At 47.5% G+C, this 23,069-nt stretch carries 23 protein-coding genes and 1 tRNA gene; 4 read left to right on the forward strand and 20 right to left on the reverse strand.

The features are described 5' to 3' along the window. From pseB to L2082_RS10350, 15 genes are all read right to left on the reverse strand, one after another. Positions 1–895 (reverse strand): UDP-N-acetylglucosamine 4,6-dehydratase (inverting) (pseB, locus tag L2082_RS10280; RefSeq protein WP_446011714.1); only part of this gene is annotated, 895 nt, incomplete at its 3' end. 36 nt (positions 896–931) lie between these two features. After that, on the reverse strand, positions 932–2,782 hold the full coding sequence (locus L2082_RS10285) for an ABC transporter ATP-binding protein (protein WP_446010257.1): 1,851 nt from the start codon (positions 2,780–2,782) through the stop codon (positions 932–934). Then, positions 2,763–3,545: a class I SAM-dependent methyltransferase gene (locus tag L2082_RS10290; RefSeq protein ID WP_446011710.1), complete on the reverse strand. Its 783-nt coding sequence runs from the start codon at positions 3,543–3,545 to the stop codon at positions 2,763–2,765. Before L2082_RS10290 ends, L2082_RS10285 begins: the two co-directional genes overlap by 20 nt. After that, entirely contained in the window at positions 3,546–4,961 is a 1,416-nt protein-coding gene (locus L2082_RS10295; protein ID WP_446010259.1) for a glycosyltransferase, read from the reverse strand. An 18-nt stretch (positions 4,962–4,979) separates the two neighbouring features. Further along, the gene (locus L2082_RS10300; RefSeq protein ID WP_446010260.1) at positions 4,980–6,755 is read right to left on the reverse strand and encodes a hypothetical protein; all 1,776 of its coding nucleotides are present in this window, start codon (positions 6,753–6,755) and stop codon (positions 4,980–4,982) included. After that, the gene (locus L2082_RS10305; RefSeq protein ID WP_446010261.1) at positions 6,752–7,303 is read right to left on the reverse strand and encodes an FkbM family methyltransferase; all 552 of its coding nucleotides are present in this window, start codon (positions 7,301–7,303) and stop codon (positions 6,752–6,754) included. Before L2082_RS10305 ends, L2082_RS10300 begins: the two co-directional genes overlap by 4 nt. After that, positions 7,237–7,545 (reverse strand): hypothetical protein, encoded by a 309-nt coding sequence (locus L2082_RS10310; RefSeq protein ID WP_446011711.1) that lies wholly within the window; start codon positions 7,543–7,545, stop codon positions 7,237–7,239. The genes L2082_RS10305 and L2082_RS10310 overlap by 67 nt, the downstream gene beginning before the upstream one ends. A gap of 368 nt (positions 7,546–7,913) precedes the next feature. Beyond that, positions 7,914–9,548, reverse strand: a complete 1,635-nt coding sequence (locus L2082_RS10315; RefSeq protein WP_446011712.1) for a tetratricopeptide repeat protein — start codon at positions 9,546–9,548, stop codon at positions 7,914–7,916. Positions 9,549–10,160: 612 nt separating this feature from the next. After that, on the reverse strand, positions 10,161–10,598 hold the full coding sequence (locus L2082_RS10320; RefSeq protein WP_446008927.1) for a type IV pilin protein: 438 nt from the start codon (positions 10,596–10,598) through the stop codon (positions 10,161–10,163). A 274-nt stretch (positions 10,599–10,872) separates the two neighbouring features. Continuing rightward, complete coding sequence (rfbC, locus tag L2082_RS10325; protein ID WP_446008928.1) at positions 10,873–11,421, reverse strand: dTDP-4-dehydrorhamnose 3,5-epimerase; 549 nt, start codon at positions 11,419–11,421, stop codon at positions 10,873–10,875. Positions 11,422–11,505: 84 nt separating this feature from the next. Next, positions 11,506–12,582, reverse strand: a complete 1,077-nt coding sequence (gene rfbB / locus L2082_RS10330) for a dTDP-glucose 4,6-dehydratase (RefSeq protein WP_446008929.1) — start codon at positions 12,580–12,582, stop codon at positions 11,506–11,508. A gap of 285 nt (positions 12,583–12,867) precedes the next feature. After that, a tRNA-Pro gene (locus tag L2082_RS10335) sits at positions 12,868–12,944 on the reverse strand. 133 nt (positions 12,945–13,077) lie between these two features. Beyond that, positions 13,078–13,350: an HU family DNA-binding protein gene (locus tag L2082_RS10340; protein ID WP_446008930.1), complete on the reverse strand. Its 273-nt coding sequence runs from the start codon at positions 13,348–13,350 to the stop codon at positions 13,078–13,080. Positions 13,351–13,532: 182 nt separating this feature from the next. Then, entirely contained in the window at positions 13,533–14,339 is an 807-nt protein-coding gene (gene larE / locus L2082_RS10345) for an ATP-dependent sacrificial sulfur transferase LarE (protein WP_446008931.1), read from the reverse strand. Positions 14,340–14,344: 5 nt separating this feature from the next. Next, entirely contained in the window at positions 14,345–15,556 is a 1,212-nt protein-coding gene (locus tag L2082_RS10350; protein ID WP_446008932.1) for a homocysteine biosynthesis protein, read from the reverse strand. A gap of 349 nt (positions 15,557–15,905) precedes the next feature. Between L2082_RS10350 and pheA the strand changes: the two genes are divergently transcribed. The 4 genes from pheA to L2082_RS10370 all read left to right on the forward strand — a co-directional run bounded on the left by pheA (position 15,906) and on the right by L2082_RS10370 (position 19,609). Beyond that, positions 15,906–17,009: a prephenate dehydratase gene (gene pheA, locus L2082_RS10355; protein WP_446008933.1), complete on the forward strand. Its 1,104-nt coding sequence runs from the start codon at positions 15,906–15,908 to the stop codon at positions 17,007–17,009. Further along, positions 17,002–18,849, forward strand: a complete 1,848-nt coding sequence (locus tag L2082_RS10360; RefSeq protein WP_446008934.1) for an ABC-F family ATP-binding cassette domain-containing protein — start codon at positions 17,002–17,004, stop codon at positions 18,847–18,849. Before pheA ends, L2082_RS10360 begins: the two co-directional genes overlap by 8 nt. A 1-nt stretch (position 18,850) precedes the next feature. Beyond that, on the forward strand, positions 18,851–19,066 hold the full coding sequence (locus tag L2082_RS10365) for a hypothetical protein (RefSeq protein WP_446008935.1): 216 nt from the start codon (positions 18,851–18,853) through the stop codon (positions 19,064–19,066). A 114-nt stretch (positions 19,067–19,180) separates the two neighbouring features. Then, the gene (locus tag L2082_RS10370; RefSeq protein ID WP_446008936.1) at positions 19,181–19,609 is read left to right on the forward strand and encodes an FKBP-type peptidyl-prolyl cis-trans isomerase; all 429 of its coding nucleotides are present in this window, start codon (positions 19,181–19,183) and stop codon (positions 19,607–19,609) included. A gap of 504 nt (positions 19,610–20,113) precedes the next feature. Here the strand turns inward: L2082_RS10370 and vapC are convergent. From vapC to L2082_RS10395, 5 genes are all read right to left on the reverse strand, one after another. Further along, positions 20,114–20,515: a type II toxin-antitoxin system tRNA(fMet)-specific endonuclease VapC gene (gene vapC / locus L2082_RS10375; protein ID WP_446008937.1), complete on the reverse strand. Its 402-nt coding sequence runs from the start codon at positions 20,513–20,515 to the stop codon at positions 20,114–20,116. Continuing rightward, positions 20,499–20,747, reverse strand: coding sequence for an antitoxin (locus L2082_RS10380; RefSeq protein WP_446008938.1), 249 nt, complete (start codon positions 20,745–20,747; stop codon positions 20,499–20,501). The genes vapC and L2082_RS10380 overlap by 17 nt, the downstream gene beginning before the upstream one ends. 526 nt (positions 20,748–21,273) lie before the next feature. Next, positions 21,274–21,690 (reverse strand): PIN domain-containing protein, encoded by a 417-nt coding sequence (locus L2082_RS10385; protein WP_446008939.1) that lies wholly within the window; start codon positions 21,688–21,690, stop codon positions 21,274–21,276. After that, positions 21,687–21,959, reverse strand: a complete 273-nt coding sequence (locus tag L2082_RS10390) for a hypothetical protein (RefSeq protein WP_446011713.1) — start codon at positions 21,957–21,959, stop codon at positions 21,687–21,689. Before L2082_RS10390 ends, L2082_RS10385 begins: the two co-directional genes overlap by 4 nt. A 495-nt stretch (positions 21,960–22,454) precedes the next feature. Then, positions 22,455–22,925, reverse strand: a complete 471-nt coding sequence (locus tag L2082_RS10395) for a pentapeptide repeat-containing protein (protein ID WP_446008941.1) — start codon at positions 22,923–22,925, stop codon at positions 22,455–22,457. Positions 22,926–23,069: the final 144 nt, after the last annotated feature.

Genomic DNA, 23,069 nt, shown 5'->3' on the forward strand with positions numbered 1-23,069 from the left:
CGTTGTGATCGCAATAATACTGAGCACTGTATTTACCCGTGGTGGGCAGGATAGCAAAATATCTGCCCATATCCACGGTATTGAAACTGTCACTGGCTGTGATCATCTCTTCATGGATTTTTTCGCCAGGCCGGATGCCTACGATGGGGTGTTCGCATTCTGGCCCGATTGCCTTGGCAAGGTCGGTGATCTTATAGGAAGGGATCTTGGGAACAAAAATTTCTCCGCCTTTGGTGTGATCAATGGCCCACGTCACCAGGTCCACCCCATCCTGCAAACTGATATTAAAGCGGGTCATGGTGGGATCGGTGATGGGTAGAATCCCTGTTTTTCGTCTCTCAAGAAAAAAAGGAACCACAGACCCCCGGCTGCCCATGACATTGCCGTAACGCACCACGGCAAATTTCAGGTTACGTCCTCCGAGAATATTGTTGGCTGCGGTGAAAAGTTTATCAGAACACAGCTTGGTTGCACCGTACAGATTGATAGGCGCGGCTGCCTTGTCCGTGGACAGGGCCACAACCTTTCGGATACTCGGGGTATCCAGACAGGCCTCAATAAGGTTTTGCGCCCCCAGAATGTTGGTCTTGATGCATTCGAATGGATTATATTCCGCTGCCGGAACCTGCTTCAGGGCAGCAGCATGCACAACAATTTCGATCTGCTCCAATGACCTGCGCAGGCGATCCTGGTCCCTGACATCACCAATGAAATACCGCATCATCGGATATTCAACAGTGTTAAATTCCTGCTCCATTTCGTATTGTTTGAGTTCGTCCCGGGAATACACCACCAGCCGCTTGACTTCAGGATACCGGGCCAGAATGGTTTTGACAAGTGCTTTGCCAAATGAGCCGGTTCCGCCGGTAATAAGTATTGATTTGTTGTTCAGCATGGTCAACTCGGAATCTTTATTTCCCACTGTTCAGGTTCATTCATCAACAGCAGCCATATTTTTAAACTCCTGACTTTCAGCCAGTAACTCTGAATAGGTACCTTGAGCCAGAAGCCGACCATGTTCCAGCAAGTAAATTTGGTCGCATTTCTTTACCGTGCTCAAGCGGTGAGCGATCAAGATTATGGTCTTTTTTCTGGACAAGTTATGCACTGCATCCATGATGGCCCGCTCGGTAATATTATCCAGGGCACTGGTGGCCTCGTCCAGAATAAGTACGTCTGGATCGTGGTACATGGCCCTGGCAATGCCGATGCGCTGGCGCTGGCCTCCAGAGAGGCGTACTCCGCGTTCACCCACAGTGGTTTCATAGCCCTTGGGAAGTTCCTGCGTAACAAATTCGTGCAGCTCGGCAATTTTTGCAGCCCGTTTTACAGCGGTCTGATCCGCTTCCTTGGCAGGCACCCCAAAGGCGATGTTGGCACTTACGCTGTCGTCTGCCAGAAATATTTGTTGAGGGACGTAGCCTAATGCACGTTGCCATTGTTTTTGGGTGTTATACGAGTTACGTTGTACCTTGTCAACTGTGGAGGCAGGAGTTTTTTGTCCTTCAAAGATTGGTTGTCCATCTACCAGAAGCTGGCCATGATCCGGGGGCAAAAGGGCCATGATGATGTCTACCAAGGTGGTCTTGCCTGCTCCTGTGGAGCCGACAAAGCCCACTGTGCTGTTGGCTGGAATTTTTAAGGTCAGGTCATGGATTGCTGCCTGACTGGCTCCGGGATAGGTAAAGCCTATGTTTGTAAGCTCTATATGTTGTTTCAAAGGCAGAGGCGCAACATCAATGGTTGACTTGAGGGGTTTATTTTTCTCTTCTGAAAGCTCAACATGCAGGGCATCCAGGGCTGGTTTGCCAAAGCGCATTGCGGTGGCATTTTGATAGATCTGCCGAAGGGCTGGGAGCAGTCTCTGACCGGCAAAGGCAAATACACCCAGAATGGGCAATACCTGGTCCAGATCTCCGCCACGGATTATCAGCATGACCAGAATAATAGCCAGAATTCCTCCAAAAGCCAATGCTTCCAGGACAAAGTTAGGTATTTGCTGGATAATTATATTGGCGGCCCGACATTTGGCAAAACGCCGGGCTGGATTGCCAAAGCTGTTCATATACCCGGCTTCCAAACCGGCAGCCTTGACTTCTTTGATTCCTCCAAAGGCTTCTTGGGCAATTTGAAAGCGTTGCTGATTGGCTTTAACCCGTTCTGCGCCGATGCGGCTTAAATATTGGCGCAGGACAGTATAGACAAGGTAATAAACCCCGCCCAGAAGCACTGCTGCAAAAACTGCTATCAGGGGATTAATCAGAAGAAGTGTTATAACCAGGCATGCGGCAATGACAAGATTTGCTATAAATTGGCTTATGGGGATTAACACACCTTGTATTACCTGCTCAACTTCTGACAGCACGGTCTTGCCCAGATCTGCGCTGTGCTTGTTTAAAAACCAAATGTAGGGTCGGCCCAGATAGTCCTGCAAGAGGCGGGTGCTGATGGTGCAGTTGCGCATTTCGGTAAAGCTGGTCAGGGCGTACTGGGTCAATGCCTTGAAGGTCAGGCCTGAAACCACGACGACAAAGACCAGAATCCCGGTAAAGAGCAAAAAGGACTGGGAGCTGGAAAAGCCCAGGGTATTGTAGGTATAGGACAAATATGCATTTTTATGGATGACCTCTGGATTGGAAAGCACGGCTAAAAAAGGCATGATAGAAACCACGCCCACTGATTCCATGACTCCAGTGGCCAGAATCAGGCAGAAGAGAATAATTGCGTTGCGTTTTTCCCCGAGGGTGAGGATATCGCATAGTTTACGGATTATATCTATCATTTTTTTCAAGTACAATAGTTGCAAACATAGCAATATATTTTATTACAGGCTTCAGTAACAGTTCTGTCTTACGAAAAAACGGATAAGTCCAGTCAGGTACCAGTGTTTTCATGGAAACACCTCCTGATAACAGATAGACAAAGGGCCAGTCCAGATTAATTGTATTAATTCTTAATTTATTGTATTTGTTAAGGAATAAGTCTCTGTCCCGTTTGAAAACTATCCAAGGTAAAGCAAGATTAGCACCTGATAATGGGCCTGTGTCAGGAAAACTCCATTGTTTACTTTTTGATAAACAAGGTTCATGATGCAACTTATTGTAAATAACTGCCGACCACCCGCTGATCCATGGCTCTACCATAATAATTCTTCCGTTTTCAGTGAGGCATCGTATGCTTTCTTGTAAAAACTTGTCCACATCATTTATGTGATGAAAAACATCGACCATAACAATTGCATCAAGTGAACAGGTTGAAAATGGAAGTTCTTTAGCATCAAGAAGAAGGTGAACGTCTTTGGTGAGCTGGATATCAGATGTAATTATATTTGGAATAAATGTATTGAGATAACCACCTCCTGAACCAATCTCAAGAATTTTTCCTTCTGAATGGTTAGGGAGATGTAGAATAATACTTTGATACCATTCATTATAAAGTTTTTTTAAAAACGGCTTGCTGCGGATTATTTGACGATGGACTGAAGGCGCATCAGGAGAATCAAGGTCAAGATTTTTTGCCAAAGGATGTTGAAGAAAATTTTTCATTTAGATAAACTTAATTTTTCTTGAGGCAAAGATGACCATTTTGAGCAGTAGCCATCCATTACTCCATCTGCTGATATTGGTTGTGCCATACCTGCGTGCTTGGTAGCGAATCGGCAGATCAATGAGTTTCAGATTCATCTTTGCTGCTCCAAAAATGAGATCAAAATCACCGAACGGATCGAATTCTCCGAAATAATGCCGATGAGCTGCTAGTATTTCATAGTCTTGTCTCCACATGACTTTGGTGCCGCATAATGTGTCTTTTATCTGCTGATTCAGCAGCCATGAAAAGGCAAAACTGAAGAATTTATTGCCGAGAATGTTGAAGAAACGCATCGCCTCATCTTCCATAGGGTAAACCAAGCGCACCCCGTTGATAAACTCTCCTTTTCCGTCAGCAAGGGCCTGGACAAAGATCGGCAGGTCTTCCGGCCTCACAGTCATGTCAGCATCAAGAATCAGCACTACATCTCCTGTCGCCTTTTGAAAACCAAGCTGAACCGCATCCCCTTTGCCCTTTCCTTGCTGACGATAAAGGAAAACATCTTGGGTTCCGCTTGCTAGAATGTTCTGTTCAATAACGTTGAATGTATTATCAGAAGATCCCCCTTCAACGAATATGATTTCTGTTTTTTTGCCGATTTTTGGTATCCTATTGAGAAGTTCTTCGATATGCCCAGCTTCGTTACGGGCCGCAATAATAACCGATATCGTTAACTCTTCAATATTTTTTCTTTTTGGAGCAGGCCGGGAAATTGAAAAATTTGTCAGAGCAAACAAGCTGAATGGAAAAAAATGAACAATAAATCGATTCAAAAAATTCGACAGCAGAGGCACAGGGAGCGGAAGAACAATGAAGGCTCTGCTTGAGATCTCTTCAAATCCGCACAGATCAAGAAAATTTTTTATATCATGAGGAGAGAGCCAGTTCTGTTCCAGAAGAGGTTTTGCAAGTTTTAAACGACGGGCCGTAGCTAGAGGAATTCTCCAGGCATTATTAAAATAATTTATTATTACCCGTGTCCGTTCATGGCAATTTTTCCTGATATTCATCAAAAGTCTCTGCACATCTTCACAGTCATTCACAATGTCAGATAGAATAATAATATCGAATTGTCCTTGAATATCTGCAGTATGAGCATCTGCACAGAGAAATTCAAGATCAGGGTATCGGGAGGACGCTTTGCTGACCATCTTAGCGCTGAAATCAATACCAACACCGCAGGCTGGTTTCAGATTATGGAGCAGATTTCCTTCACCGGAACCCAGTTCAAGAATTCTCAATCCTGGTGGAATGAAAAACTTATAATAATGACAGAGCAGTTTTTGATAGAATTTACTTAAAATATTTAGCTGGATGTTTTCCGCAACTTTATTCCAGTGAGCTATACGTTGCAACCTGTATTTATCGGTCATAATATTTTTCTTCCTCTTTTACCTGCACCGCCCGATGGCGGAATTCGAGGCTGCCGTCTTTACCAGTTCCAAGGTTCTGGCCAGCTGGGGCTGTTCTTGATCCGTGGCGATCCTCTGGGCAAGTTCCAGTGGATTGAAGTTAGCGATTTTGAGCTGTGGACACAGGGCCTCAATACGCGCTGCAGTCAGCAGCATATCAGTCACCGGTGCCTTTGGCGGTAACAGCTTCACTATACGATAAAACAAACGATAGGTGGTAGCCAAGAGGTTTTGGTCATCGAACTTCGGCTCAATGAGGAGAAAGCCGTTGAAACGGGTTATTTTCAGATCATCACTTGCAAGCGGGTAGTGGCTCAAGTCTGGCGAATCGCTCTTTTTGGGCATGATGGGGATATTGGAGTGCGAGGTTAATCGGATATTGCGGTTGTAAAACAGCACCAGTTTGGGCCTAGCTCTCACTGTAATTAGTTTACCGACACTGTCACGCAGACTGGGCATTTTTGCCAGCACTGCCGAGCCTGTACCGTATCTCAAGGTACCGTACGTGTAAGGCTTCCAATGACTACCAGAGACGCTGTCAAAGATTACCAGTTCATCTTTTTTGGCTTGAGCGGCTATGGTAAAGAGAAGGTCACGCCAGTTCTCCCGTTTGGGGGTGTTTTCGAAATCCCATAGGGTGAAAAGTGCGAAAAACGCCATTCCGGTGGCCAGGAGCGGTCGGACCAGGCGTAATGGTCTCCACCCCAAACTCCAGAGCCGCTCCAGGCTGTAGGCACATAACAGTAGACTCAGTGCTTGGACACCTACTAAATAGGGCGGCCTGAGTGGGTTATTTGTTTTTGCCAGGTAGACAAAAACCTGGAACACTAAGCTTGTTGGCAGCAGGACCGCAACTATACTAAATACGTGGAGCCGCCCAAGCAGAAAATCCCGCAAATTGACTACCAGGGAAAAGATTAGAAATGGAGCGGCAAACAGACCGATAGGATCCATCTGGGCCAGATAGGCATTGATGCCGGGCTGCAGATGGAATTTTGAGAGACCATCAAGCAGCAGGCTGAGGCCGATGTCATCGACACCACTGGCATAGCGGTTGGCGTATTGCGTCAGCCGCATATGCACGGGAAGATACATGACCAAGGCGACCAGCAGGGCACCGAAAAAGAGAAGACGCTCCCGAAGCTGGGGAAATTCCCTCTGCCAGAGATGCCTGATTGATAAATAGCCCAGCATTAGGCAGAGAGTAACGACAATGAGGAGCGGGGAGAAGGTTCTGCTCAACAGGAACAGGAAGGCAACTAACAGGATAGTCAGAAAGCCGATTGCCCCCATCGTTCGTCGTACCAGATACTTTTCAGTGAAGAACACCAGCATCAGGCAGAAGAATATCGCAATTGCGTAAGGGCGTGCTTCCTGCGAAAAGTAAATCTGAAACGGGGAAACGGCATAGAGGAGGGTCAGGCCGTAAAGTACCCCTCGCCGAACTCGTCCTTGAAGGAGCATCATGAAGATGAGCACGCTACCAGCTCCGAAGAGGGCTGCGGGCAGCCTTGCGGCGAAGTCGCTGATGGAGAGTTTGAAGACAAAATGGCCGATCCAGTAGTCCAGAGGAGGTTGAACCGTTCCTAATGCGCATTCCTTTACCGATGCAAAGGGCAGTCCATAACACGATACTTGGTGGATTTCGTCCATAAACAGGCTTTCATGGTCGATCCGGTAGAGATTGACTGCGAGTGCTATCATTGCGATCAGGGGCATCAGCAGGCGATCAATTTGCGCTTTTTTTGTCGTCATTGCAGAGGCTCCATTCGGGGTGAGGCTAGAATGTCGAAGTAGTCGTGCATCGGTAGTTCACGGATATAGTTCGATAGATTTTCCAAAGGGATCAGTCTGTCCTTCCGCAGGCGGAACAGATGATAGGAGTATTTACTGAGCCAGCTCTCAAGCTGCGCAATGTTGATTTTGGCATCGTTCAGCTCAGTAGGTGCCACCTCCAGAATGAGGTTCGGGTGTTCATCTGTTTGTACTGCCAGCCATTTCTCTAAACCCTCCAGAACCGCCATCTCGAAGCCCTGTACGTCAATTTTAATCAGGCTCACCCTGAAACCGCTTTGTTTACGCAGGATGCGGGACAATGTGCTGACGTGCGCCGTGCTTTTGACGACATTTTCATGTTTCGGGCCGGGGAAATAACAGCGATGATCGCCGGGGTGACGTGGGTTAAAATAGAAATCAATTTCTCCCTCTACAGCCCCTGCCGCTTGCTCAAAAACAGTTACATTGTTAAGACCCAGCGCAGCCAGCTTGTGGCAGTGTTCCCGGCATGGCTCAATGGCAAGCACCGTCCTTCGGATCCAACCAGTTTAGAAAATATCGCTGTATAGAAACCGATATTGGCACCGACATCGACCACCAGGTCGCCGCGCCGGATCAGCTTGGGGAGGTGGTGCCTGAACTGGTCTTCCAACAAACGCTTGTAGAGATGGTAGCCACGGTCCAGTAGCCAGGCAGTCCCTCTGTTCTTCTGGGCCAGCTCTATAGTCGGCATCAGGAAATTAACGATTTTATAGCTGGTTAAGGACATCTGACAGTACCGGAATTGGATTTTAGAAAATATACTACCTATCTAAATCCTGCAATTGAGCTATCTCTACAAACACGATATTTAACTGTGTTGATAGGTAAAATAGGTCTTCAGTCACCTGTTTTTGATTCACTTTTAAGGTGAAGATTAATTTTGTGTAAAAAAGCGTACCTGTCTGAAGATACGCTTTTTATGTTGATAAACCAAGATTCTCTAATTGCAGGATTTAGGTACAAGTGTCAACCGAGATTTGAAGCATGCCCAAAAAAAGTATATTATACCAAGGAGACCCATCTTTTCACCCCATTTATGAGAAAAGCAGTAGATACGACTTATCAATCAGAACCACGACCCGTTGGCCGTGCTGCTCATAGGTGCGCCGAAGTAGCATGTTGGATTTTCATTATGGGTCTGCTTTCCGTAGACAACGGTAGTGATATTTGTTTTTTGATCAACTCATCAAAGTATGCTTTGACTAAGCTGGCCGTGTCACTGTTCAGATTATGCTTCTCTATCCCAGGTACAGCATTAATTATGACAGGGAGCGGGTGTTTATTAAAAATATTTTCCAGTATCCTTTCGGCCAACTCAGACCTGTTGACATTATAAAACGCTGTGGCCAGAGTTAGTTGATAGTTAATATTCTTTGGGGCAAGTTTCGCTGCTCGTTGAAGGAAAAAGAGGCTGTTTCGATAAGCTTTTTCTTTCATCATTAAAATACCGGCTAAATACATAACTTTTTGATTATATAAAGAGCGACCGACAATTTTCTGCACATATTTTATGGCAATATCGTTATGATCAGCTTGATAAGCAGCGGTAGCGGTCAGGTATTGATAGTTAACAGATTCTGGATATTCCTTGATTAATTTTTTTGCTTGGATTAACGCGTTCTCCGCTAGTCCGGATCGCAAATAAGCCAAGATGCTGTTTTCAAGGCAAACGGGGTTTTTTTTATTAATATCAAGACATTTTTCATAATAATCCCTTGATGTTTTGTGATTTCCTACTATAGAGGCAACCGCACCCAGTGCGTTTAATGTCGTCTGTTGTGATCTTTTCGGTTCTGCAGCCCTTTTAGCGTTTTTTAAAGAGAGCTGAAAATAATAATATGCCTGTTGATATTGACCCAGTTCGTGATAATAGCGGCCGAGATTATGGGCTGCTCGTGGGCTGTTCGGAGTCTTACGGAGGACATCTGTCCATAATGTTCCTTCTGTCGCCCAAGCCAGATTTCGAGTATAGGTTGCATGACCTGATATAATCAGGAACAGGACAGTGCATAATGTCACTGCTATTCGGCGAAATAAGGATTGAGGCGGATTGCTGTATAGAATATGAGCAACCAGAATTCCGAGAGGAAGAAAGAGAAAGAGCGAAGGGAGATAGTTGCGGTGTTCAAAAATCAATTCTAAAGGAAAAATTGTTGACTCAACTGCATGATTAAGAAAGAAAAAAAGGATTGGAAAACAAATCATCGGGTATTTTTTTAAATAAGAAAACGAGCCGACAATCAAAAAAAGAATAAGAATAATTGAAGGAAGGGTTGACCAAGGTGAAAAAAGAGAGCCTGATAGGTTGATCTCATGCTCAATAGAAAGACGGTCTGCCACAGGAAGGAATATTTGTGACAGATACATCAGTAGAATGCGTGGTTGAGTTAATATTCGTTCGCTGAACGTAAAAGAGCGGCTTTGATAGCCGTCAAGAAAATTAAACGGAAGGTGCCCCAGCATGGAGTGAACAAAAAAAGCGGCGGCAATCAGAAGGATACCTGCTGTAAAAGCAAATATGACAACTTGTCGTTTTGTTATAGTGTCATGTTTGAAAAAGGAGAATTCAAGGAGCACAAGGGATGGCAGCAGCAGTATGGCATTCTCTTTACTGCCAAGGGCTGCAAAAAATGCCAGTATGCAGAAGAAATACCAAATATATTTTTTTTCAGATGCTATTCTGCCGCGTAGATACGTGTAGATAGAGATGATACAGAACATGGCGGCCATTGATGCCATGCGCTGAACAATGTACGTAACGGCCTGCGTCTGGATCGGAGAAAGTGCCCACAAGAGAGCTGCAAGCAGAGCGGCACCAGTAAAAAACTGCGGAGGATATTTTTTTTTATAGTGAATATGCAGGAGCAGATGGAGTGTCAGAAAGAGAAACCACGCTGTCAGAATATGTACTGCGAGATTAACAACATGGTATCCGTAGACATTATCCTGACCGATATACCAGTTGAGACCAAAGGTCAGGCAGGGAAGAGGACGGTAAAATTTATCTTGATTGCCGCGAGAGGGATGCGCCTGAAATGTTCTGCTGACTTGCTGAAGAGAGAGTTCAGTTATATGAAGGTTGCTGTTTGTGAGGATATTCGGTTCGTCATCCAGATGCCATGATGCCTGGAACGTATTTGAATAGCAGAAATAAATAATTCCGACAAAGAAGAAGAAAAAAAGAGGTAGTCGAAAATATAAATTTCCAGAAAGGTTCATGTATTCAAATTACTCACGATAGTTTTTTAAGGAGTATGGAATAAGTAAGGAGAAGGCAATCTGCAAATAAAAAAAGGAGATAATAAATATCTCCTTTTGCACACCTTAATTATGCGGGATTCATTACTCCATTTCTTTGGTGAAAACTCCACCTGACACGCCGTTGGTCCATTCGGGATTTGCCTGCCGATAATCCTGTGGGCAACGACCACTGCCATCACTAATTCTAATTTTGATACTGGATACACTACCAGAAACATAACCGGAATTTTGACCGGTTATTTTTGCAATAGGTATACCATTTAACTCGTTATTTGTGGCCGGGAGAGCCCCCCCGCCCCCAAGACTGGTGTGGTACGGAATAGCAAAATAATCTGCAAAACTTGCGGCAACAGAATTTGCATCCGCTTCCGCCGAACTACAGAACGCTTTGTCACGATAGGCAATAAAGTTCGGGATAGCAACTGCCGCCAAAATACCGATAATGGCGATAACGATCATCAGCTCGATCAAGGTAAAACCTTTCTCATTGGCTTGTTTTCTTAAGTTATTCAGTTTCATGGTGTTCCTCCGTTTTCAGGATTAGAGTGTTTTTCGGTCGGCCCATACCGACATTTCTTTTTCTTTGCTTCCTATATTACATTATCTGTGCCAGAGAGTCCAGAGATAGGCTGTTTTTTATTTTTTTAATGTAAAACAAAAGGATATAAACAATCTTTTGTTTTTAGCCTTTAGCCGTTTTAACATTCAGCTCTTTGCCAGACAAATCTTGCCATAGCAGATGACAAAAAATGTCAGCAATGACAAGATGAGTCATGGTGTGGGCCGATCCTGGTCACGCAAACAGGTCTGCGCCCTGAAAGGAACCGGCTGCCTGATCTTTTTCCGAGAGGCAAGGGGTAGTTCCTTGAAGAGGCCAATCTATACTAAGGTCAGGATCATTCCAGAGGATAGCCCGCTCATGTTCCGGGGCATAATAATCTGTTGCTAAATAAAGGAATTCAGCCCGTTCGGAAAGTACCAGGAAGCCATGAGCAAAGCCTTCGGGCACCCAGAATTGTCTTTTATTGTCAGCAGAGAGATATTCACCTGCCCATTGCCCAAAGGTGGGTGAGTTCTTACGAAGATCCACTGCCACGTCAAAGACCTCACCGGCAATGACCCGGACCAGCTTTCCCTGGGGCTGCTGAATTTGGTAATGCAGTCCCCGCAGGACGTCTTTGCCGGATGCAGAATGGTTATGCTGAACAAAGGTGGTGTTCAGGCCTGTTGCTTCCTGCCAGCGGCGTTGATTGAAGCTCTCAAAGAAAAAGCCCCGCTCGTCGCCAAAGACCTTGGGTTCAATAATAAGGACATCAGGAATTGATGTTGATCGTACCTTCATAGATGCTGTGTTTTGTCAATGTGTTTGTAGGGACAGGCCCCTGTGCCTGCCCGATAAATTGTAGGGGCACGGCGCGCCGTGCCCCTACAGTTTCTTACCATACATCTCCGCATAGTATTGCTGATAAGAACCATCAATAACAGCATCCATCCATGCCTGATTGTCCAGATACCAGGTAACGGTTTTTTCAATGCCTTGTTCAAAGGTGTATTTCGGTGTCCAGCCCAGCTCCTGATCAATTTTGTCCGCATCAATGGCATAGCGGCGGTCGTGGCCGAGCCGGTCTTTGACAAAGGTGATCAAGGAACGTCGTGGTTCACCGGAGGGGAGGAGCAGGCCGAGTTTTTCATCCAGCATGTCACAGAGCAGTTCCACGACCTGGAGATTATTTTTCTCGTTATGCCCTCCTATATTATAGGCCTCGCCCAGGCGTCCTTGTTCCACCACCCGGACAATAGCCTCACAATGGTCCTGCACATAGAGCCAATCCCGGACATTGCCGCCGTCTCCGTAAACTGGCAGCTCTTTTCCCTGTAGGCCATTATTGAGCACCAGAGGAATCAGTTTTTCCGGGAATTGGTAGGGGCCGTAGTTATTTGAGCAGTTGGTGATCAGGATGGGCAGGCCATAGGTATGAAAATAGGCCCGCACAAGATGATCTGAAGAAGCTTTGGAAGCGGAATAGGGAGAGCGCGGGTCATACGGGGTTTGTTCCGTAAAAAAACCTGTTGCGCCCAGAGAGCCGTAGACCTCATCCGTGCTCACATGGAGGAAACGGCAGTTCTCGTCTTTGTTTCCGCTGTCCAGCCATTGTTTTTTCGCAGCCTCAAGCAAGGTAAAGGTACCAGTGATATTGGTGCGGATGAATTCGGCAGGGCCGGTTATAGAGCGATCAACATGGGATTCAGCAGCAAAATGAACCACGGTGTCGATTCGTTCTTCCTGAAAGAGGCTGTCCAGCAGGGCTTGGTCACAGATATCTCCCCGGACAAAGCGGTAGTTGGGATGTTCGGCTAGGTCGGCAAGACTATGCAGGTTGCCAGCATAGGTCAGTTTGTCAAGATTAATAACCCGCCAGTCCGGGCGTGTTTCCAAAAGGAGGCGAACAAAATTTGCGCCAATAAAGCCACAACCGCCAGTCACCAGTACTGTTTTAGCCATGTTTTTTTTGTTGTGTTTTTTTGTAGGTATATCGAGATGTTCGCCTCAGAGTGCTTAGGGGGTGGCAGAAAATAAATTTCCCATTTTTGATCGAAGGATGTAGGGGCGACCGGCCGGTCGCCCCTACGAGGCTGGAGACCAATCTCCCTGAATGGGGCATTTATTAATTGCCGACTCCCTTATGTACTACAAAGACAGCATGAATGAGCAAAAAAAAAAGGTTTCGTTCGTATAGTGGTATTATACAGAACGAAACCTGTCAATTCTCTGACTAAAAAAAGTCTCTGGTCGGGAAGAGAGGATTCGAACCTCCGACCCCAGCGTCCCGAACGCTGTGCTCTACCAGGCTGAGCCACTTCCCGACATGAAATAATGTGTTGCCAAAATGATCCGTCTTCCTGTTATTCTGGACAGAAAGTGTATAATATAATTCGGTGATGCTGGCAAGTTTAAAATCTACTGAAAGTAAAAAATAATGGGTCTTTTTCGCTGATGTTATTTGACCGCTTCAGAGAGTTTGCTACCCGGTTTGAACTTTGCAACAGTTTTGGCAGGGATTTCCATGGGCTTCCCTGTTTGGGGATTTTTTGCCTGTCGCGCTGCCCGGTTAGCTGTGGAAAATGTACCAAATCCGACCAATGTGACCTTGTCACCTTCGGAAAGGGCCTCTGTAATGCTTACCAGCATGCCATTGAGAGCTTTTTCTGCTGCTGATTTGCTGATGTCAGCTGCTCCGGCCATAGCCTCAACCAATTCTTTTTTGTTCATTCTCTCTTCCCTCTCTTTTATAGTACGAATTTCAGTAACTGGTCATGAATACAACCTGTGTACTACTGCGAACACTGTATCACGTTACATAACGTGATAGAGACTTGTCAAAGAAAAAGTTCCTCTTTAAGAGCAGAGGAAAATTTCGACAGGCGATATTAAACCGGATAGCGAGGCATCTGTCAACGTCCTTCTACGTCAAGATAAATCTTGTGGACGTTCTGCTTTTTCAGCGGGGTGAAAAGAGATTTTTTGAGAGACTCGTAACAGACCTGAGAAAGACAGGCTTCCTGTATTTGCACAAGAAGCGTGTGTTCCGAATCTCTTGACAAACGAACGCGGCAACCGGTGAATCCATTATTTTCGAGTATTTGTTCTAATGCAGCGATCCTGTGCAGGCGTTCAGAGGTGATGCGCATGCCATGGGGAATTCTCGTGGCTAAACAAGATGACGAGGGGCGATCAGCCGTGTCAAGCCCCAGTTTTCGACTGAGGGAGCGGATCTCGTCCTTGTTTAATCCGCAATCGGCTAATGGCGTGTGGACAGCAAATTCAGTAATTGCCCGTAACCCTGGTCGTCCGGCCTCACCTTGTCTGAGATCGTCTGCATTGGTTCCATCCAGCAATGTTGTGATGTTCTCTTTATGTAAGTCCTCCAAAAAAAGACTGTACAGGTGCTTTTTGCACAGGTAGCAGCGGTTTTCCGGGTTGGCTGTAAAGTCATCCCAGGTGAGTGGTTCTGTCCTGATGATTTGCTGTTGCAGGGCATTTGCCGGGTAACCGTGCCGCTCTGGCCAGGTCATGGCATTTTCTTGTTCCTGTTTTTTTTGCAGGCAGGAACAGGCATGAAGGGCCAGAACCCGGTGTGACCCCAAAACTTCCAGGGCCATGCGTAGCAGGAAAGAAGAATCAACTCCGCCGGAAAAGGCTATTCCCACCCGGTCAAAACCGGAGAGAAGACCACGGAGTTGTTTGACCTTATCGTTCAATCTGGTTACTTTTCCGGGTTAAAGGAAAAATCAGCACTTGGAAGGTTATCCACTGGTTCTCCAAGGTGAAATTTTCCTGATTGTATCCACCCTTTCAGGGTTTCAGCAATCTTGCGTGCCCCAGGCAACGAAGAAAGGGGAGCAGTTGGTACTTTTTGACCTGCCACTTCTATCTCGCCACTCTTTAATTGCGCATAGCTGACCTTGCCGTAATGGCGGGCAATGCCATTGGTATAATCATGACCATAATCGACCACATGGGTAAAGATCTCTTCATCCGAGACCCCGGTGAAACGGGCCATGTCTTCATTCAGAATCGGAATAGGGATACCCAGCCCCACAGCAAGTGATGTGCCGTAGCCCCGGAGACTTACTCCACGTAACCAATCTGCTGACATTTTCTTGAGATCGCCTTGCACCATAAGGGTGCCTGCCGGTCTGGTGGGGACACCATTATCACCGCGCGGTGCGCCCGGATTATGCTGGGTTCCCCGAAAAGTTACATAGCCCACACCGCCACCAAGAAAGATGCGGGTACCGATACCAATAGTTCGATAGAGTGGATCATTGAGCAATGGGCTGAGTTGGCCTGCGCTGCAATAGTTGGCATTGCGACAGTTGGGTTTTAACGTCCCCATATAGGTATAGACGATCTTGTCCGAAAGATTAACTGCACAATTATAATTTTGATAGGCGTTACGAGGGTTACAGAGTAGGGCATAGGGCATTTCTGCCAAGGTGATTTCCTTTTTGCACTTGGTGTTGGCATAGCAGTCAGTGGGGTAGGCCTTGGCTTCCAGAAACACGGCCTTGCCAGCTACCAGATCTTCGATAACATGACCACCACCATACCGAAAATCACCAGGATAGACCTGGTTGAGCGGGTCGTGCTCAGCAGGTTCAGTCGCCCCCAGGTAAATATCTATGGCTGCAATCCCGGCATAGGCTGAGACCTTGTTGATCCAGACCTTTTGGGCCTTGATCGTGGGATTTGTCTGTCCAAAGTTAAGAAACACACCTGATGAACACATGGTGGAAAAAGTGCCCGTGGTGACCACATCGACTCGCCGGGCCGCCTCAACAGGGCCTTCCTGGCGAACAATATCTGTCATTTCATCGGCAGTTACGACCACAGCTTCTCCCGCCTTAATTCTGGCGTTGATCTCTGCGTAGGTCTTATTCACCTCAAACTTGCTTTCTTGCTTTGGATCGCTCATCACTTTGCCCTCTGTGTGCATTCTCTATCGGTTTGGTGGATTTTTGAACGAAAATCGTTCAGCCTTTTCATTCTGCATTTTTTGTTTGCAACCCATGCCCGATGGTTTTAGCATGTTTAAATGTTCTAGTATACCTGAACCCTGGGGTGTGCGCCAAGCGTTTTCCCGCTTTTGCTGATTTTCTTGCTGTGGAAAACTGTTTGAGCAGCTGGAGTGATTGCAAAGAGTAAGCAATGCGATAGGTGATAAATAGCTATCAGGCTATCTGTCCTGAAATATTATTTTTAGTCTGTTTTGGGCCTTGCCCAGGCAGATATAATGTGACTCTGTCAGAGTAGAAGATTATACAATGGATGAAAAGAAGAATATAGTCCAGATTCGGCAACGGATTGATGAAATTGATGATACCGTACTGAGCCTGCTCAAAGAACGCCTTAAGTATGCCCGCACAATCGGCGCATTAAAAAAAGAATCCTCACGCTCCACCTGGGATCCCCGGCGTGAGCGAGAGATTTATGAACGCCTGTTGGCAGATAATGGTGAGAATTTTCCAGAAAAGGCCCTAAAGAGTATTTTTCACGAAATTATCACGGCCTGCCGCTTGGCTCAGAAAAGTGAAAAAATAGCTTTTTTGGGCCCGGAAGCCACCTTTACTCATCTGGCCGGAGTAAAGTTTTTTGGGCAAACTGCTGAATATAAGGCTGAGGAATCCATTGATGAGGTCTTTCACGAGGTAGAGAAAGGCAGGGTGCAGTACGGGATAGTGCCAGTGGAAAATTCCATTGAAGGCGCTGTTTTTTCCACGCTGGATTCCTTTATGAAGTATCGGGTAAAGATTTGTGGCGAGCTGCGTCTCCCCATTCGTCATAACCTTGTTTGTCAATCTGGTGATATCAAGGATATTCAGACCGTGGCTTCCCATTATCAGCCCTTAGCCCAGTGCCGGGAATGGTTGCGTAAGCATATGGCAGACGTGCCCACCCTGGAGGTTTTTTCCACTGCCGGGGCTGCGCAGATGGCTGCTAATAATCCTAATATCGGGGCCATTGCCAGTGAGCTGGCCGTGAAAACCTATAATGTTCAGGTTGCGGTGAGTGGTATTGAGGATTATCAGGGAAATACCACTCGTTTTCTCGTGATCGGACGTCAAACCATGGCCCCCAGTGGTTCTGATAAGACCTCGCTCCTGCTCGGTATGTCTGATCGTCCTGGTGCCTTGAATGAGGCCCTGACAGTTTTATCAGCCAAAGGCATTAATCTGACCAAAATTGAGTCCCGGCCCATCAAAGGTAAGCAGTGGAAGTACCTTTTTTTCTTGGATTTGGTCGGTCATGTTGAGGAGCCTGGCATCAAAGAAGGTTGCTCAATTCTCCAGCAGATCTGCGCCCATTATGAATGGTTGGGATCCTACCCCAAAGCGGAAACCGATGAGGCGGTCAGCGAACATGTCTAATCTGCTTTCCTGTCGGGATTTGAGTAAGTCCTTTGGAGCCCAGACCCTGTTTTCTTCTGTAGGGCTGGTGCTGGCTCAAGGAGATAAGGTCGGACTGATCGGCCCCAATGGCTCAGGAAAATCCACTCTGCTGAAAATTCTTGCCGGGCTGATTGAAGCGGATAGCGGTGAGATTTTTCGTCAGCGTCATGTCAAGGTCAGTTATCTGGCTCAGGCTGATGTCTTTGATGAGGACAAAAGCTGCGCTGATAACCTGTACGCTGCTGTGGCTGACTTTCATATTGAGGAGGTAGAACAGTATAACCGGGTGCATAGCCTGCTCAGTCGGGCCGAGTTTCCAGACCCGGATACTCCGGTTCGCCTGCTCTCCGGGGGCTGGCGCAAGCGGCTGGCTATCTGTCGGGCCTTGGTGGTCCATCCTGATGTGCTGGTTATGGACGAACCCACCAACCATCTTGACATTGAGGGCATTCTCTGGCTGGAAAAGCTACTCAAGACGTCATTACCGGAAAGTCCGGCTGCCTATCTCATGGTGAGTCATGATCGTCGTTTTCTGGAAAATACGGTTCATCGGATTATTGAGCTGTCAGCCGCCTATCCTGAGGGAACTCTACAGGTTAAAGGGAATTACTCCGCCTTTCTGGAAAAGCGGGATGCCTTTTTAGAGCAGCAGCAGGAAATGGAGGAACGGCTGGCCAATAAGGTGCGGCGGGAGAACGAGTGGCTCAGTCGTGGCCCCAAGGCACGGGCCACCAAGGCCAAGTCCCGCAAGGATGCTGCCTATCGCATGCAGGATGAGCTGTCTGTACTCAAACAACGCAACCGGGTGGGCAATACTGTGGATATTGCCTTTGATGGCACGGAACGCAAGACCAGAAAGTTGCTGGTTGCCACTGGAATCAGTAAAGGTTTTGAGGGGAGGATGCTGTTTTCTGATCTTGATCTGACCCTTTCTCCGGGCACCCGGCTCGGTCTGCTGGGGAGGAACGGTTGTGGTAAATCCACTCTGATGCAGATTCTGGCTGCGGCAGGCTCTGGTGAAAGCGGTTTGCAGCCGGACATCGGCAGCATTGATACAGCTGATAATCTCCGTATTGTCAGCTTTGATCAGCGGCGGGAGCAACTGGACCAGGACCAAACCCTGCGGCGCGCCCTGGCGCCGGACGGCGATTCCGTGATCTATCAGGATCGTTCCATTCATGTCGCTTCCTGGGCCCAACGGTTTCTCTTTCGCACAGATCAACTGGAAACCCCGGTGTCACGGCTCTCCGGTGGGGAGCAGGCCCGAATTCTCATTGCTTCCCTGATGCGTCAGCCAGCGGATATCCTCCTTCTTGACGAACCAACTAATGATCTGGATATTCCCTCCCTGAATGTTCTGGAGCAGAGCCTGAACGAGTTTGGCGGGGCCTTGGTTCTGGTAACTCATGATCGTTTTATGCTGGATCGGACCTGTGATCAGGTACTCGGGTTTGACGGCAAGGGCAGGGCGACCCTGTTTGCCGATTATGAGCAGTGGCTGGCCGCTCTGACTACAGGGAGCGATACAGGCAACACCTCGGAAAAGGAAAAGAAAAAGGTATCAGCCAAACCTGCGCCGAAAAAATCTGTGAAAAAACTCTCCTACATGGATCAGCGCGAGTACGATCAGATGGAAGAAAAAATTCTGGAAGCAGAGATGCGCCAGGAGGAACTGGAAACGGCAATACAGGAGCCTGAAATAGCAACAGACCCGGCCAAATTGGCTGAGTGTTGCGAAGAACTGGAGATTGTCCAGCAAGAGGTCGCTGGTTTGTACGCCCGTTGGGAAGAGCTGGAGGCAATGCAAAATGGTGAGTAAGGTGAATGAGCAGACAGGACAACATCCTCCGCAACATCAACCCTGTCCTACCTGCGGCGGTGCCGGGCAGATCAATTTTTTCAAAGGCGAGAGTCGGTTTCTTCTTTCGGTAGAGGAATGCCCGGCCTGTTGTGGATTTGGCTATGTGCAGCGGGATAGGGTGGAAGAGGCAGAGAACCAAGAGGGGAAATCTGATAAATCAGAGCGCAAAGGTTGACAGCAACCTGAATGTACAATACCATTAAAAGAATATATTCAACGGGATTGGTGGCATATTGCCCAATTCTGATTATTCATTTCCCAAAATCCTGAAAAAGGATAAGGAGCATGTATGTCTGTAGCAAAATCAGGAGACAGCGTCAAAGTTCATTACACCGGTACTCTGGAAGACGGAACCCAGTTTGATTCTTCTGTTGGGGTTGAGCCGCTGGAGTTCACCTTGGGGAGCGGCCAGGTGATTGCTGGCTTTGATGAGGCGATCGCAGGCATGGAGCCGGGTGAGAAGAAAAACGTCACGATCCCTGCGGATAAGGGCTACGGTCAGCGTAACGAAGAGATGGTGATTACTGCACCCCGTGATCAGATTCCTGCTGATATCACCCCGGAGGTAGGGCAGCGTTTGCAGCTCGCTGGCCCCAACAACCAGCCTATTGTGGTGGAGGTTACTGAGGTGACAGATGAGCATATTCAGCTGGATGCCAATCCGCCTTTGGCAGGAAAAGATCTGACCTTTGATCTGGAGTTGGTTGAGATCGCTTAACCCACTGTCCATGCAGGGACGGGTTCTGGCTCGCCTTTTGTCCCTGCTTCCCTGTCTCAATATTGGCGTTGCCAGCATGGATTTTTTCAAATCCTCGGTGTCTATGTAGTCTGAGGCGTGAATTTCATTGCCGGGATAACGGATCGCCTTGACCACAAACTGGGGCATGATTAATTCCGGTTGTTCGCCAAACATCAGTAGCCCGCCCAGGTTGAGATTCCCGTCATCGGTGGCCAGATTCATATTCTGGAGCAGGCGGGTTCGTTCTTCGATGGAATCAGGGTATTCCATTTCGTAGACATCCTGGAGGAAATCTCGGAAACGAAGCTTGTCCACTTTGTCGATGCCTGCTTTGGTTGGTAGCTCATCGGTACTTTGTGCATCTTCCTTGAACTGGCGGGTGCTGTCTTCACCGAGAGAGATCTGGGAGAGGAGGTCAGGTTGATGCATAAGGTTGATTGAAATAAAATAAAAGTCTTGATAAGACAGGCATGAAAGAAGCCGTTATACCGCCCAATTTTCAATCAGAAGGCCGGGCACTCGTCTGAATTCTCTTTCATTATTGGTGACCAGGGTTAGCTTTTCGGTCAGGGCCTGGGCCGCTATCAGCATATCAAGCGGGCCGATAACCTTTCCTCGTTTTTCCAAATCCGCCCGGACAGCCCCGTAGGTTCTGACGGTCTCGGCAGTATAGGAAAGCAGGTCAAACGGAGCAAGGAAAGCATCAAGCCGTTGCTGATTTTCCTGCTGACGGACACTCTTTGCAACCCCGTATTCCAATTCGGACACGGTTACGACCGAAATGCCTATATCTCCGGGCCGGTACTGTTTGAATTTGCTGATGACTGAAGTCGGGTGTTTATTGATTAGATAGATGCAGATATCGGTATCAAGCAAAAAGTTCATCCAGTCCTTCCCGCTGCTGCTGTTCTTTCGGCTGATTCCGTTCCGGCAGAATGGGTTCCCCGCCCTGAAGCAGCGTTTGTTCCCAAATATCCCAGACAGATTGTTCTTTGGGCAGAAGCAGAATGCCGACACCTGTTTTTTTTATAAAAACCTCTTTGCCGGTGAACCGGAATTCCTTGGGCAGGCGGACAGCCTGACTCCGACCGTTGGTAAATAATTTGGCTGTTTCCATGAATATTCTCCTTTTTATTGAAGTGGTATATATAAAAAAGTATATATCGTGCTCCGGTAAAAGTCAACAGCCTATGATCAAGCAGAACATGGCGTAATGTCGATGCCTGCTTTAGTTGGCAGCTCTTCGGATTGCTTCATAAGTTCAATTGTGCGGACGCTGGCCGCACAATTGAATTGCGGATCGTCAAAGAGTTCGTGCGGATGAATAAAGCACGGGTTGCCGGATTGAACAGCAGTTGCGGGCAGGGAGAAAACCGTCCTGGGACGGGGGAAAATCAGAGAAACGTGCTACAGAACGACTTTCTCCCGCTACAGAGCCGTTTTTACCCGCTCCGGAACCACTTTCTCCTGCTCCAGCGTTATTTCGTACCGCTCCAGAATGTGTTTCACCTGCTCCGGTGCGGTTTTGCCCCGTTGCAGGGACTTTTTTTCCTGTTCCGTCGGGTTATTTGCCCGGTAAGGCAGGGTTTTCTCCGGCTCCGAAGAAGATTGGAGTTCTTTCAGCCAGTTGTCATAAAAGCGATTTACTCAAAAGGATTGATCAGTTCAATCTCGCAATGTCCAAAATCACGTATATTACGGGTTGCCAAAGCCAAGTTATTGCTCCGGGCGACAGCGGCGATCTGGCCGTCGGGGAGACTCATGGGACGGCCTTTTTCTTTGCGCAGGCCCATAATTTCCGCATAGACACGGGCTGCAGACTCGTCAAATCCAATGATACGCCCGGTGAACCCCTGAGCAATAAATTGTTCAAAATGTGTCTCAAGCTGTTTCTTGCGTTGACCGACCGGTAAAATACGCAAGCCGTAACAGATTTCCGCAATGGTAATGCTGGAGACGAATAACTCCTCCTTGTTTCGGAGGTTCAGCCAGCCCAGCACCCTGTCCGAAGGCTTCCGGCGCATCACTTCGGAAATTATATTGGTATCCAGCAGGATCACGGCTCCAACTCCAGAGGCTGATGAGCGCGGTGTTGCGGCAGATTCAGGTCAACTCCGGCATCGGCACCGAAGAGCTGCAGGGCCAGATCGCCTAAACGCAGTTCTTCCTCTGTCACAGTGTCGTCAAGATCAACAGAATGTACATCCTGGCTGCCGTCCCGAACAATCAAAGCATTGAGCAAATCAAGGATACGCCTGGTCAGCCCTGCGTTTTTCAATGTATATTCAATATGAATCTGTTGCGGTATACGAATGGTGATATTGCCCATGACATGCCTCCTTTTGCTGTTTTTTGATGCCTTCACAGATAATCCTTGCAGGAAATGAAGACTCTGTCAACAATTCATCTTTTTTGAATTGTCTGCCAGTGTTGTCATTACCCCTTCGGGACGTTTTTCCCTCCCGCCGCACCGCCAGGGGGGCCTTCCCCGCCCCGATCTGCCGGGCAGCGGCAGGATTAACAATGTTCGGATCGGGATACGTGGTCTCGGTAAGGTCGGCACAGCTTATTCCGAGCATACGCCATAGCCTGCAAACGAATTCGGCCATAACCTATGAACGAACTCGGCTACAGGCTATAACGAATCTGCCATAAGCGTTATGGCGAATCTTTTATAAACACTATGGCGAGGTTCGGATAAGTGCTTATCCGAGATGCGTCTATGTACGGTTGCCGGTTTTCCTATCGTATTATGTAGGGGCGAACCTATGTGTTCACCCGGCATTGCAGGATGATAGAGCAGGGCAGACACGCAGGTCTGCCCCTACGCCTCCTTCTTCTCCAAAATGGTGCCTGTGAGAATGGCCTCATCTAAGATCGCTCCGTCTAAATTGGCCCCTTCAAGTTTTGCGTCGCGCAAATTAGCCATAAAAAGGTCTGCATCCTTGAGATTCGCGCCTTCAAAGTTTGCGTGTTGCAAATTAGCCAACCTAATATCAGCCTTCTCAAGCTGCACCCCGCTAACGTTTGCAAGCAAAAAAATTGAATAAGACAAGTTTGCCCCATTAAGATGAGACATGGCAAAGTTTGCCGCAAAAAAATTCTGCGACTGAAGATCATAGCCGGATAAATCTAAGTAGCCTAACCAGCCTGCACAGCCCATTATCCCATTCACCCGCCTGAACCATTCCCCGAAGGCTTCATTTGATTCCAGCTTCAGCCTCGAACGCTGTTTAGTCCGCTCGGCAATATGAAAATGCACCGCCAGCAACGCCTCTTCCGCATTCCCGGCCAAGCAGAGATGCTCCTTAACCCAAGTTCGTAGGATTTGTGCTCAAAACACGAAAAAAAGTCCTTTTTGGGGCCTTGCTCCTCTTTCAAATATCTGTAATTACTCATCACAGATTTTCGGATTCTTAATGTAGTGCCAGAGAGTGCG

The organism is Candidatus Electrothrix sp., from assembly GCF_052785085.1.

Bases quoted from the DNA above. Each gene is read 5' to 3' on its own strand.
- L2082_RS10285 (WP_446010257.1), bottom strand. From the start codon at position 2,782: ATGATAGATATAATCCGTAAACTATGCGATATCCTCACCCTCGGGGAA.
- L2082_RS10290 (WP_446011710.1), bottom strand. From the start codon at position 3,545: ATGAAAAATTTTCTTCAACATCCTTTGGCAAAAAATCTTGACCTTGAT.
- L2082_RS10295 (WP_446010259.1), bottom strand. From the start codon at position 4,961: ATGACCGATAAATACAGGTTGCAACGTATAGCTCACTGGAATAAAGTT.
- L2082_RS10300 (WP_446010260.1), bottom strand. From the start codon at position 6,755: ATGACGACAAAAAAAGCGCAAATTGATCGCCTGCTGATGCCCCTGATC.
- L2082_RS10310 (WP_446011711.1), bottom strand. From the start codon at position 7,545: ATGTCCTTAACCAGCTATAAAATCGTTAATTTCCTGATGCCGACTATA.
- L2082_RS10315 (WP_446011712.1), bottom strand. From the start codon at position 9,548: ATGGCCGCCATGTTCTGTATCATCTCTATCTACACGTATCTACGCGGC.
- L2082_RS10320 (WP_446008927.1), bottom strand. From the start codon at position 10,598: ATGAAACTGAATAACTTAAGAAAACAAGCCAATGAGAAAGGTTTTACC.
- rfbC (WP_446008928.1), bottom strand. From the start codon at position 11,421: ATGAAGGTACGATCAACATCAATTCCTGATGTCCTTATTATTGAACCC.
- rfbB (WP_446008929.1), bottom strand. From the start codon at position 12,582: ATGGCTAAAACAGTACTGGTGACTGGCGGTTGTGGCTTTATTGGCGCA.
- L2082_RS10340 (WP_446008930.1), bottom strand. From the start codon at position 13,350: ATGAACAAAAAAGAATTGGTTGAGGCTATGGCCGGAGCAGCTGACATC.
- L2082_RS10350 (WP_446008932.1), bottom strand. From the start codon at position 15,556: ATGAGCGATCCAAAGCAAGAAAGCAAGTTTGAGGTGAATAAGACCTAC.
- pheA (WP_446008933.1), top strand. From the start codon at position 15,906: ATGGATGAAAAGAAGAATATAGTCCAGATTCGGCAACGGATTGATGAA.
- L2082_RS10360 (WP_446008934.1), top strand. From the start codon at position 17,002: ATGTCTAATCTGCTTTCCTGTCGGGATTTGAGTAAGTCCTTTGGAGCC.
- L2082_RS10370 (WP_446008936.1), top strand. From the start codon at position 19,181: ATGTCTGTAGCAAAATCAGGAGACAGCGTCAAAGTTCATTACACCGGT.
- vapC (WP_446008937.1), bottom strand. From the start codon at position 20,515: ATGAACTTTTTGCTTGATACCGATATCTGCATCTATCTAATCAATAAA.
- L2082_RS10380 (WP_446008938.1), bottom strand. From the start codon at position 20,747: ATGGAAACAGCCAAATTATTTACCAACGGTCGGAGTCAGGCTGTCCGC.
- L2082_RS10390 (WP_446011713.1), bottom strand. From the start codon at position 21,959: ATGGGCAATATCACCATTCGTATACCGCAACAGATTCATATTGAATAT.